Origin of the sequence: Intrasporangium chromatireducens Q5-1 (assembly GCF_000576575.1) — a bacterium.
Lineage (GTDB): Bacteria > Actinomycetota > Actinomycetes > Actinomycetales > Dermatophilaceae > Intrasporangium_A > Intrasporangium_A chromatireducens.
In genome coordinates this window covers 1-11,190 of the sequence record NZ_AWQS01000127.1, presented here as the reverse complement: position 1 = coordinate 11,190, position 11,190 = coordinate 1, and the positions used below count along the sequence as shown (strand labels likewise).

Genomic DNA, 11,190 nt, shown 5'->3' with positions numbered 1-11,190 from the left:
GTCCGACCTGATCACCCCGCGCGGCAGTGTCGAGGACCGCCACGCGCTGGCCCGCTCAGCCGGCTTCGAACCGCACCGACCGTTCTGCCTGCTCGTCGTACGCGGTGACGGCAACGAGCCGGCCCGCAGTGTGCTGCTCTCCACGAGCACGATCGCCGGCGAGGACGCCCTGGTCGGCGCGCACGACCGCGACGTCGTCGCGCTCGTCCCGGGCGAGGACCCGGATGCGCTGGCCAAGTCGATGGCGGCCCGTCTCGGTCGCCGCTCCGAGACGACGGTGGCCGGCGTCGGTCCGCTGGCCGACGTGGCGGGCATCCCCGAGGCCCACGCGGAGGGCGTCCGGACCGTGCGGGCGCTGCTTGCTCTCGGCCGGCGTGGCCTCGGAGGTGCGGCCACCGAGCTCGGCTTCGCCGGTCTCATCGTCGGCTCCGAGCCCGACATCGGTGACTACGTCGAGCGGGTGCTGGGTCCCGTCGCGCACTATGACGAGCGGCGGGGCACCGACCTGGTCGGGACCCTCACGGCATACTTCGCGGCAGGTGGCAGCCCGCGACACGCCGCCGGCCAGCTGCACGTCCACGTCAACACGGTCTCGCAGCGGCTGGAGCGGGTCTCCGCTCTGCTCGGCGAGACGTGGCAGCGCCCGGACCGCGCTCTCGAGATCCAGCTCGCGCTGCGGCTGCGGGACCTGCTCCTCACCCCTCGCTGACCGTCGCCCCAGCGTCCAGTCGCCGGTCGATCGCGTCGGCGATGGCCGTGACACCCGGGTCCTCGAGGATCACCGTGTAGTGGTTCGCGTCGACGTCCTGCACGGCCACCTCGGCCGGCACCTCGAGCGCTGCCAGGCGGTCCTTGTCATAGAGGCCCTGGCTCTCGTCGAGCAGCCCACGGTGGGCCCAGATGAACTCGATGTCGCTGCCCTGGCGCACGGCACGGGCCACCGCGCCATGGGTCTCGGCGTCGGCCAGCACGTCGGCCCCGTCGGCGCGGACGGCGTCGATGAGGCAGCTGCTGCGCCACCGCCCGTCCTCGGCGGGGACGAGGTCGTGCTCGAGGTAGGCGCGCACCGCGTCGCCGGCCGGACCACGCAGCGCGGGCCCGATCGCGGGGTGCTCGCTCCAGAACTCGACGTATGCCGCTGGGCTGGCGAAGCGCATCGACAGCCGGTCCATGGCCGGCCCGATGACGGCCTTGAGGGCCGCGTCGATGTCGAGACCTGGCGGCGTGGGGAAAGCGAGGCCTCCATCGACCAAGACCGCACCGGCGAACCGCCCGGGGTGGGTCGCGAGGGCGAGCCCGGCGATGAAGGCGCCCATCGAGTGACCGACGAGGACGGGCTGCGCGCCGAAGATGGAGGCGATCGTGGCGAGGTCCGCCACGTGGGTGTGCAGGCCGTACGGCCCTCCCGCGGCGGCGCTCGCCGCTCGTCCCCGCAGGTCGGGCGCGAGGAAACGAACCGCACCCGAGCCGTGGCGCCGGTCGACCTCGTCGGCGACCTTGCGCCACGACAGGCCGTTGGCGGTGATGCCGTGCACGGCCAGGACGACGGGCGCATCATCGGCCGGCGTGCCGACGGTGAGGTCGTGGATCCCGACGCTGCCGACCGGCAGCTCCATGACGAAGGCGGGTTCGATGGTCATGAGGCGCGTCCTTTCCGAAGCAGGCGAGCGCCGAGGCCGGCGATGCCGCTCGGTGCGAAGTAGACGACGACGACGAAGAAGATGCCGAGGATGAACAGCGGCTGGGACAGCACCTGACGCACGACGTCCGGGAGCGAGTCCAGCAGGGAGGAGCCGCTCACCTCGACGAGCCGGGCGTCGGCGTAGTGATAGAGGAAGCCGCCGAGCAGTGCGCCCCATGTCCGCCCGGCGCCTCCGAGGACGACCATGACGAGCAGGCCGAGGGTGAACTCCGTCGTCGTCAGGTGGGGGTTGGACCCGCCGAGGACGAGCGCGTGCACGATGCCGCCTAGACCACCGAGGAAGGCGCCCACGACGATGGCGAGCAGCTTGACGCGGTAGACGGGCAGGCCGAGCACGGCCGCCCGGCCCTCGTTCTCGCGGACGGCCGCCATCGCGTGCCCGGCGCGGGAGCGCACGAGAAGCGTGACGACGATCGCCGCGACGACGACGAACCCGAGCGCTAGCCAGTAGCGGTAGGGTGCGTGGGCGACGCCGACGAGCAGGTCGGGGACCGCCTGCCGGTTGAGGCTCTTGCCCTCCTCGCCACCGGTCACGCCGCCCGGGTTGCGCAGCACGATGATCGAGGCGGCCTGGGCGAAGGCGAGAGTCACCATGGCGAAGGCGATGCCTCCGACGCGCAGGGCGATCGCGCCCACCACGACCGCGAGGCCGGTCGTGAGGACGAGCGCGACCAGGATCGAGGCCCAGAGCGGCATCGACCACGTCGAGAGAGAGATCGACAGCAGGTAGCTGCCCGCGGCGACGAAGAGCGCGTGCCCGAAGCTGAGCAGGCCGGTGCGGCCGAAGATGACGTCGTAGCTGAGCGCGATCCCCGCCATGACGAGGCAGGTGGCAAGCAGCTGCATCGACCCCGGGCCGTTGATGCGGCCGGGCAGCAGGCCGGGCACCTCGGTGGGCACATAGGGCAGGTAGGCCAGGACCGCGACGACGACGACTGCCGGGAGCAGCTTCAACAGCCCACTGGTCCGGGTCCGGCGCCCCTCGGCGCGGCGGGGGGCCGGGCCGCTCGAGGGCTCGGTGTCGGTCGGGGTCGCGAGAGCTGGCGAGCTCATGCTCATGGTCGAGCCTCTTCCTTGCGCTCCGGGCCGCACTCGGTCCTCGTTCGTGTCCTCGCTCCAGTCGGTGCTCATGCGAGAGCCCCCTTCATGGCACTGGGTCGCAGGAGCAGGACGAGGGCGAGCAGCAGGACGACGGAGAGGTCACCCACGCCGCTCGCGGCGTAGTAGTTGGCCAGCTGCTGCACCAGCCCGACCGCGACGGCGGCGACGGCGGTGCCCGGGAGGGATCCCATGCCGCCGATGACGACGACGATGAACGCGTAGATGAGCAGCGAGCCGCCCTGGGCGGGAGAGACGGTGCCGCTGTACTGCGAGTAGAGCAGGCCGGCCAGGCCCGCGGCCGCGCCACCGATCGAGAAGACAATGGTGAAGGTGCGCCGCACGTTGATGCCGAGCGCCTCGACCATCGTCCGGTTCTCGACTCCGGCCCGGATGACGAGCCCCAGCTGGGTCAGGTGCAGCAGGGCCAGCAGGCCCAGGAACAGCGCGACGGCGACCAGGATGAAGACGAACCGGTCGTTCGGCACTCGTGCTCCGAAGAGCTCCGTCGTCTGCGACATCCACTCCGGCTTCGGGAGCGGCTTGGGGTCTGCGCCCCAGATGCCTTGGGCCGCAGCGACGCTGGCCAGGGAGAGGCCGACCGTCACGAGCACCTGCTGGATGTGATGACGGTAGAGGGGTCGGATCAGGACGACCTCGACGAGGAAGCCGACGAGGGCGCCGACGACGATTGCCACGGCGACGGCGACCGCGAGACGGGCGGCCACCGCCATCGACGAGGGCAGCAGTGAGGTCATCGTCCACCAGCCGGCGTAGGACCCGGCCATCATGAACGCACCGTGGGCGAAGTTGAGCACGCCCATCAGGCCGTAGATGAGGCTGAGCCCGCTGGCGGCCAGGAAGTAGAGCGCCCCGAGGCCGAGCCCCGTGACGACGAGGAGGAGCAGGTCGGTCATGCTGCGCCCTCCTTGCGCATGGACACGCCGAGCAGCTCGCGGGTGCGGTCGGCGTCGGCGATGAGGTCGGCGGCCGAACCACGGTGCACGACGCGCCCGGCGTCGAGGACGACGACGTCGTCGGCGATCCGTCGCACGAGCGGGAGGTTCTGCTCGACGAGCAGGACCGGAGTGGACCGGGCCACCTCGGCGAGGACGTCCGCGACCTCCGTGACGAGCTTGGGGGCCAGGCCCTTGGTGGGCTCGTCGACGAGCAGCAGCGTGGTCGGGCGGAGCAGGACCCGGGCCAGCGCGACCATCTGCTGCTGGCCGCCGGACAGGGTCCCGGCTCGCTGCGACCGGCGCGGCACGAGGTCGGGGAAGAGACGCTGGACGACCGGTGCGTCGATGCCGCGGTCGCGGTCGACGAGGCGCAGGTTCTCCTCAACGGTGAGCCCGCCGAAGACCTCCCGGTCCTCCGGGACGTAGCCGATCCCGTCCCGCACGATCCGCGTCGTGGGGTGCTTCTGGATCTCCGTGCCGTTCGCGACGATCCGTCCGGTGCGTGGGGCGAGGCCGAGGATCGCCTTGAGCGTCGTGGTCTTGCCCACGCCGTTGCGCCCCAGCAGCGCGGTGACGCCGGTCGCCGCAACGTCGAAGGAGACGCCTTGCAGGATGTGCGACCCGCCGTAGCGGACGTGCAGGTCCTCGACCCGCAGGACCGGGTCCCTCGTGTCAGTGCTGCTCACAACGCCTCTCCCAGGTAGGCCTGCTGGACGCGCTCGTCGGACGTCACGTCGTCGGGCGACCCCGTCGCGAGGACCTGCCCATGGTGGAGCACGGCGACCCGGTCGGCCAGGCCGAGCACGACGTGCATGTGGTGCTCCACCATCGCCACCGCGACGCCGCTGTCCCGGACCTCGCCGATGATGTCGGTGAGCCCGTCGACGTCCTCGGCGGACACGCCGGCCATCGGCTCGTCGAGCAGGAGCACGGTCGGCTCGGACGCGAGCGCCATGGCCAGCTCGAGCTTGCGCCGGTCTCCGTGCGAGAGGTCACGCGCGAGCGTGGCCGCGCGACCCGGCATACGGACTCTCTCGAGCAGCTCGTCGACACGGTCGCCCTCGTCCCCCTCCGCGCGGCGGAAGGGCGAGAACGGCCGCTCCCCCGAGGCCTGGATCGCGAGCCGGACATTCTCTCCGGCGGTGAGGCCGTCGAAGAGCGCCGACGTCTGGAACGATCGGGCGAGCCCCATGCGCGCACGCTTCGTCGCGTGGGTCCTCGTGACGTCCTTGTCCCCCAACGAGATCCGACCCGTCGTGGGCCGCTGCACCCCCGAGAGGATGTTGACCAGGGAGGACTTCCCCGCCCCGTTGGGGCCGATGATGCCGAGCAGCTCACCGGCCCCGACGGACAGGGACACGTCGTCGAGGATCTGCGCCCCGCCGACGCGCCAGCCGACTGCGGTTGCCTCGATCACTTGAACGGCGTGACCGGCGGGGCGACCGTGGCGGCGTCGAGCGTCTTGCCGAGGACGGGGACGAAGTTGTCGCCCTCCTTCTTCAGGCTGGCGGTGAACATCGGCTGGAGCATCGCGTGGTCCTCCGCCCGGATCTCCATCTGCCCCTTCGGGCCCTCGAACTTCCAGCCCTCGAGCGCGGCCACCATCTTGTCGGCGTCGTCGCCGCTCGCCTCCAGGGCATGCACGATCATCTGGCCGGCGACGAAGCCGTCGTTGGTGAAGAGGTCGACGGAGGCGTTCTGCGCCTTCATGCCCTTGTCGAGTGCCTGGTAGGCCGCGTTGTCGGCCGCGCCCTCGAAGAAGTGCGACAGGAAGTCGATCTTCGTGCCGGCTGCGCCGAACAGCGGGTGGGTCGGCTTGATGTCGAGGCCGGTGACGACCTTGGTGGCGTCGAAGACCCCCTGCTGCTCGAGCGTCGTCCACATGGCGGTGGCGTTGGCCCCGGCCCAGGCGACGAAGAGCAGGTCCGGCTTCGACTCCTTGATCTTCGTCGCGAACGGCGTGAAGTCGGTGGCGGCAGCGGGCACGGCCACGGAGTCGACCTTGGCACCCTTGGAGCCGAGGACCGCGGTCACAGCGGCGATGTTCGCCTTGCCGAAGGCGCTGTCCTGGGCGAGCACGGTGATCTTCTTGCCGCTGACGTCGCCGAGCATGGCGCCGGCGGTGGCGACGTCCTGCCAGGTCTGGCGGCCGGAGCGGAACGTGTACTTGTTCGCGCCGGTGATGGCGTCGACGGCGGCGGGGCCGGAGATGAACAGCACCTTGTTGTCCGCGGCGATCGGCGCGACCTGGAGGGCGACACCAGAGGCGGTGGAGCCGGCGATGATCTTGTTGCCCTTGCCGATGAGGTCGGTCGCGGCGGCGACGGCCTTGGCCGGGTCGCCGGCGTCGTCCTGCTCGGCGATCTCGATCTTGTGGCCGTTCACGGCCCCGGTGCCCTTGGTGGCGTAGTCGATCCCGACCGTCAGGGACTGCCGGTACTGCTCGCCGTAGGTCGCGAGCGGGCCGCTCTTGGAGTAGACGAGGCCGACCTTGTACGGCTCGCCGGAGGCGCCGGACTGGCCACCCGCAGCCGTCTCGTTGCCGGCGGGGCTGCCGGGCTCGCCGGGGCTGCCGCACGCGGCCAGGGAAAGAGTGATCAGGCTGCTCGCGAGAGCGAGACTCCAACGCTTCGACACGGACGTCCTCCAGCTCCGGCCGGGTGCTCGCGCCCTTGCTGCAACGAGATTCCGTTGTCACCCAACCTCTGCGGCGAACGTAGTTGCGCGTTCACACGGGATCGGTGGTGGTGTGCACCACAAAGACGGGCCGCCCATGTGGCGTGCCGCCACGTCGTCGCGCGCCGAGCCCACACCTCAGGCCCGTCGGCGCGGAGCCGAGAGCCGGCCCCGTCAGGAGAGCCGGGTCTGCAGGTCGGCCACGATCGACTCGGCGGTGAGCCCGAGCTCCTCGAGCAGCTGCCCTCGCGAGGCGTGGTGCAGGAAGCGCTTCGGGATGCCGTGCAGGTGCACCGGCGCCTGCTGGCCGGCCTCGCGCAGCGCGACGGTGACCGCAGCCCCGACGCCCCCGGTGACCAGGTTGTCCTCGATGACGGCGACCGCCCCCGCCTGCGCCGCCAGGTCGAGGACCGTCCCACTGACGGGCAGCACCCACCTCGGGTCGACGACCCGCACCGTGTGGCCGAGCGCGGCAACCTTCGCACCGACGTCGACGGCGAGGCCGGCGAACGCCCCGACGCCGAGGACGAGCAGGTCGACGTCGCCGCTGCCGGTCTCGAAGAGGACGTCGACGTCGCCCTGCTGCCGGACGGCCTCGAGCGGCTCGGCCACATCGCCCTTGGGGAAGCGGATCACGGTCGGCCCGTCGGTGACATCGACCGCCTCGCGCAGCTGGCGGCGCACCTGGTCGCCGTCACGTGGGGCGGCCAGCCGCAGGCCCGGGACGATCGACATGAGGGCCATGTCCCACATGCCGTTGTGCGAGGCGCCGTCGCTGCCGGTGATGCCGGCCCGGTCGAGCACGAAGGTGACCCCGGCCTTGTGCAGCGCGCAGTCCATGAGCATCTGGTCGAAGGCACGGTTGAGGAACGTCGCGTAGAGGGCGACGACGGGGTGCAGGCCGGCGTAGGCGAGGCCCGAGGCCATCGTCACCGCGTGCTGCTCGGCGATGCCGACGTCGAAGACACGCTCCGGGTAGGCGGCGGCAAAACCGTCGAGCCCCACCGGGATGAGCATCGCGGCGGTGAGGGCGACGAGGTCGTCCCGCTCCGCCCCGAGCCGGACCATCTCGTCGTTGAACTCGTCGGTCCAGATCCGTCCGGCCACCTCGAAGGGCAGCCCGGTCTCGGGGTTGATCTTGCCGATCCCGTGCATGTGGTCGGCGACGTCGTCGAGGGCCGGCTGGTAGCCGCGGCCCTTCTGGGTGATGACGTGCACGATGACGGGGCCGCCGAAGTCACGGGCCTGGCGCAGCGCGCGCTCGACCGCCTGCTCGTCGTGGCCGTCGACGGGCCCGTAGTACTTCAGGCCGAGGTCCTCGAACATGCCCTGCGGCGCGACGATGTCCTTGAGGCCCTTCTTGACCCCGTGCAGGGTCTCGAACACCGGCCCGCCGACGAAGGGGGTCCGGGCCAGCGAGCGCTTGCCCCACGCCAGGAACCGCTCGTAGCCACGGGTGGTCCGCAGCGTCGCGAGGTGCTCGGCGAGCCCGCCGATGGTCGGCGCGTAGGAGCGCTCGTTGTCGTTGACGACGATGACGAGCGGGAGCGTCTTGTCGACGGCGATGTTGTTGATCGCCTCCCACGCCATGCCCCCGGTCAGCGCGCCGTCGCCGATGACGGCAACCGTATGCCGCTGTCCCTGCCCCCGCAGGCGCCGGCCCTTCGCGATGCCGTCGGCCCACGACAGGGCGGTCGAGGCGTGCGAGTTCTCCACGACGTCGTGCTCGGACTCGGCGCGGTTGGGGTAGCCCGAGAGGCCACCCTGCTTCTTCAGCTTGCTGAAGTCGTGCCGGCCGGTCAGCAGCTTGTGCACGTAGGACTGGTGGCCAGTGTCGAACACGATGGTGTCGCGGGGCGAGTCAAAGACCCGGTGCAGCGCGATGGTCAGCTCGACGACCCCGAGGTTGGGGCCGAGGTGCCCGCCCGTCTTGCTCACCTCGGACACGAGGAACGACCGGATCTCCTCGGCCAGCTCTGGCATGCGCTCCACAGGCAGGGCCCGAAGATCCGCCGGGGCGGTGATCGTCTCCAGCAGGCTCACGCTGTGCCTCGTCCTCTCGTGCATGTCACCGGTCGAGTCTACGGCGTGCCTCACGCCCGCCAGGATCACCGTATGCCGTCCAGCGGGCTCACGCCCACCGAGTGGCCGTCGTCCGTGGTGACCGCTCCCCCGGCGGGTGCGGCGCTCGGCCGCCCGCCAGGGCGCTGGGTCGGCACCGTCAGAGCCGGGGTGCGAAGACCTTGCCCTTGAGCGCCTCGAGGAGCAGGCGCGCCGACCGTGACGCCGCGAGCAGTCGGATCCCCTCGGCCTCGATCTGGGCCATCACCTCGGGCAGCGCCTCGGGCGGCAGCTGCGGCCCGAGCGCGACCCGGGCCTCGCGCCACGCGTCCCGCATGGCGACGACCTGGCCCTCGAGGTGCTTGCTCGCCAGCCAGGCGAGGGCGAACGGGTGACGGCGCCACGCGTCGTGGCCCCGGTAGTCCGGTGGGCACTGGTCGAGCAGCCACAGCACGGCACGGTCCTCCCACCCGGGCGTGTGCGCCGGGGGGACGCCGTCGGGCCAGCCGGGTGGGACGTGCGCGGTCATCCCACCAGTGTCGGGCACGTCAGCCCCAGTTCGGCTCGGGCGTCGGCGGCGCGGGCAGCGCGACGTCATCTGGGTGGATGACGTACGTGATCCCGCCGCTGCCGGCCCACCAGGCCCGTTCGAAGGCGTCCCGGGGGAAGACGATCCGCACGGCGTCGGCGCTCGCCTCTCCCCGCGACCCCGGGTCGTTGCAGACGACGTCGCCGTCCGGGGTCAGCCCGATGACCGCGAGCAGGTGGCCCTCCGTGTGGTACACCGCGCCCGGCAGGTCCTCCGGGGTGAAGCGGACCGACAGGGCGAGCGGCACCCCGGCCCGGAGGAACTGTTCGGCCTCCCCCAGCCCGCGCAGCCGGGTCACGTAGCCGCGCAAGCCGCGCTCAGCGGCATACGCGACGTTGAAGGCCCAGTTGCCCGCGCCACCGTACGCGTCGTCGAAGACGGAGCGCACGGCGTGGACGACCTCCGGGTCGGTGTCATGACCGACCCAGGAGGTCTCGTCGGGGCCCGGGTTGCGGCCCCAGTAGGCGAGCAGCATCGTCGTCGCGGTCGGCGAGCACCAGGAACGACCGCCGCCGTCCCAGTGCTCGAAGGTGCCGGCGTGGCGACGCTGCGACAGCGGCGGCACGCCGAGCTCGGTCCCGTCGGTCGCTGGCGGGGCCACGTCCTCTGCCAGCGGTCCGGGAGCGCTCACGAGGGCGGCCACGAGCCGCACGTCCGGCCACTCGCCCGGGCAGCCGGTGTAGGCGGTGACGCGAAGCTGGAACTGCCGGAAGGGGCTCCGGGCGATGAAGGTGTCGGTGTCGACCCGACCGGCCGCCACCTCCTGCCCGAGCAGGCTGGTCCGGCGGACCCGCGCCCCGGCCTCGGGGTCACCGGCCGCCCACTGGGCGAGCGTGAACCACGGCGACCACTCCTTGCCGACCACGACCCGACCCTCCACGACGAGCCACGCGCAGAGCGGCGTCGTGGCGTTCCATGACGCGATGAGCTCGGTTGCTGCGAAAGGCGACTCGGTCACCGGCGAGGTCCATACGCGGCTCGCGACGGGGGCACCGTCGACGTGGCTCGGCTGCTGCGGGACCCACCCCTCCGGAGGCTCCCAGATCCACAGGCGGGGTCGCGTCACGAGGCACAGGATGTCATGGCCGGGGCGCCACCGCTCGCCGGGGCAGGCGGTGCAGCCGCACCTCGGTGAGGCCGCCGTCCCGGACCGTCGCCGTCAGGTAAGTGCAGTCCGGCTCCCGCCGCCGGTCCGTCGGCGAGCCGGGGTTGAGCAGCCGCAGACCGCCCGGTGTCGTGGAGTTCCACGGGATGTGGCTGTGACCGAAGACGAGCACGTCGGTGTCGGGGTAGAGGGACTCGCAGCGCAGCTCCCGGCCCGACGCCTGACCGGTCTCGTGCACGACCGAGAGGCGCACTCCCCCGACCCGCTCGTGCGCCACCTCGGGCAGGCGGGCGCGCAGCTGGGGGCCGTCGTTGTTGCCCCACACCGCGACGAGGTGCCGCGACCGCGCCTCGAGCTCGTCGAGCAGCGCCACCTCCACCCAGTCGCCGGCGTGCACGACGACGTCCGCCGCCTCGACGCGCTCCCAGAGCTCCGCGGGGAGGTCCTTGGCGCGCTTGGGCACGTGCGTGTCCGAGAGGATGACGAGCCGTATGCCGCTCACCCCGCCCACGCTAGCCCGATCCCGCTAGCCCGATCCCGCTAGCCCGATCCCGCTGACCACGCTGGGGCGCCCAGCCAGCCGGGCGGACCCGGCCACGCGCGCGACGGCCCAGACCCGCGGGCGCGAGCACAGCGGCATACGGACAACGGGAAGGCCCCGAGCGACTCGCCAGCGCGAGTCGTTCGGGGCCCCAAGGGAATCCGTCAGGCCCGCGCCACCAGGCTGCGCAGGACGTACTGCAGGATGCCGCCGTTGCGGTAGTAGTCGGCCTCGCCGGGAGTGTCGATGCGGACGACCGCGTCAAAGGACACCGGGCTCGACTCCGATCCTTCCTTCGTGGCGGTCACGCGCACCGTGCGCGGCGTGGTGCCGTCGTTGAGCGCCGTGATGCCGCTGATCGCGAACGTCTCGGTGCCGTCGAGGCCGAGCGAGTCCGCGCTCTCCCCCTCGGGGAACTGCAGCGGGATGACGCCCATGCCGATGAGGTTGGACCGGTGG

At 71.9% G+C, this 11,190-nt stretch carries 11 protein-coding genes and 1 pseudogene; 1 reads left to right on the top strand and 11 read right to left on the bottom strand.

Annotated features, from left to right (window positions below; genetic code table 11):
• On the top strand, positions 1 to 709 hold a 709-nt coding region (locus N864_RS14245), incomplete at its 5' end, for a PucR family transcriptional regulator (RefSeq protein WP_034718005.1).
• Here the strand turns inward: N864_RS14245 and N864_RS14240 are convergent.
• The 11 genes and pseudogenes from N864_RS14240 to acnA form a co-directional block, all read right to left on the bottom strand.
• On the bottom strand, positions 696 to 1,640 hold the full coding sequence (locus tag N864_RS14240; RefSeq protein ID WP_034718003.1) for an alpha/beta fold hydrolase: 945 nt from the start codon (positions 1,638 to 1,640) through the stop codon (positions 696 to 698). The two genes, N864_RS14245 and N864_RS14240, sit on opposite strands and share 14 nt — an antisense overlap.
• Positions 1,637 to 2,761 (bottom strand): branched-chain amino acid ABC transporter permease, encoded by a 1,125-nt coding sequence (locus N864_RS14235; protein ID WP_205620956.1) that lies wholly within the window; start codon positions 2,759 to 2,761, stop codon positions 1,637 to 1,639. The genes N864_RS14240 and N864_RS14235 overlap by 4 nt, the downstream gene beginning before the upstream one ends.
• 68 nt (positions 2,762 to 2,829) lie before the next feature.
• Positions 2,830 to 3,717, bottom strand: a complete 888-nt coding sequence (locus N864_RS14230; RefSeq protein WP_034718000.1) for a branched-chain amino acid ABC transporter permease — start codon at positions 3,715 to 3,717, stop codon at positions 2,830 to 2,832.
• Positions 3,714 to 4,445, bottom strand: coding sequence for an ABC transporter ATP-binding protein (locus tag N864_RS14225; RefSeq protein ID WP_034717998.1), 732 nt, complete (start codon positions 4,443 to 4,445; stop codon positions 3,714 to 3,716). The genes N864_RS14230 and N864_RS14225 overlap by 4 nt, the downstream gene beginning before the upstream one ends.
• Positions 4,442 to 5,176 carry an ABC transporter ATP-binding protein gene (locus N864_RS14220; protein ID WP_034717996.1) on the bottom strand — a complete coding sequence of 245 codons (735 nt, stop codon included), beginning with the start codon at positions 5,174 to 5,176 and terminating at the stop codon, positions 4,442 to 4,444. Before N864_RS14220 ends, N864_RS14225 begins: the two co-directional genes overlap by 4 nt.
• Positions 5,173 to 6,396 (bottom strand): substrate-binding domain-containing protein, encoded by a 1,224-nt coding sequence (locus N864_RS14215; RefSeq protein WP_034717993.1) that lies wholly within the window; start codon positions 6,394 to 6,396, stop codon positions 5,173 to 5,175. Before N864_RS14215 ends, N864_RS14220 begins: the two co-directional genes overlap by 4 nt.
• Positions 6,397 to 6,609: 213 nt before the next feature.
• Positions 6,610 to 8,478 carry a 1-deoxy-D-xylulose-5-phosphate synthase gene (gene dxs, locus N864_RS14210; protein WP_034717990.1) on the bottom strand — a complete coding sequence of 623 codons (1,869 nt, stop codon included), beginning with the start codon at positions 8,476 to 8,478 and terminating at the stop codon, positions 6,610 to 6,612.
• A 178-nt stretch (positions 8,479 to 8,656) separates the two neighbouring features.
• Positions 8,657 to 9,025, bottom strand: coding sequence for a hypothetical protein (locus N864_RS14205; protein ID WP_051518596.1), 369 nt, complete (start codon positions 9,023 to 9,025; stop codon positions 8,657 to 8,659).
• Positions 9,026 to 9,044: 19 nt separating this feature from the next.
• Entirely contained in the window at positions 9,045 to 10,151 is a 1,107-nt protein-coding gene (locus N864_RS14200; RefSeq protein ID WP_051518595.1) for a C39 family peptidase, read from the bottom strand.
• Between the two features lie 13 nt (positions 10,152 to 10,164).
• Positions 10,165 to 10,683 carry a metallophosphoesterase family protein gene (locus tag N864_RS14195; RefSeq protein ID WP_034718008.1) on the bottom strand — a complete coding sequence of 173 codons (519 nt, stop codon included), beginning with the start codon at positions 10,681 to 10,683 and terminating at the stop codon, positions 10,165 to 10,167.
• Positions 10,684 to 10,895: 212 nt separating this feature from the next.
• A pseudogene (gene acnA, locus N864_RS14190) lies at positions 10,896 to 11,190 on the bottom strand (aconitate hydratase); the annotation flags it as partial.

Excerpts from the sequence above, each read along its gene's own strand:
- N864_RS14230 (WP_034718000.1), bottom strand. The coding sequence starts at position 3,717 with ATGACCGACCTGCTCCTCCTCGTCGTCACGGGGCTCGGCCTCGGGGCG.
- N864_RS14240 (WP_034718003.1), bottom strand. The coding sequence starts at position 1,640 with ATGACCATCGAACCCGCCTTCGTCATGGAGCTGCCGGTCGGCAGCGTC.
- N864_RS14205 (WP_051518596.1), bottom strand. The coding sequence starts at position 9,025 with ATGACCGCGCACGTCCCACCCGGCTGGCCCGACGGCGTCCCCCCGGCG.
- N864_RS14235 (WP_205620956.1), bottom strand. The coding sequence starts at position 2,761 with ATGAGCATGAGCTCGCCAGCTCTCGCGACCCCGACCGACACCGAGCCC.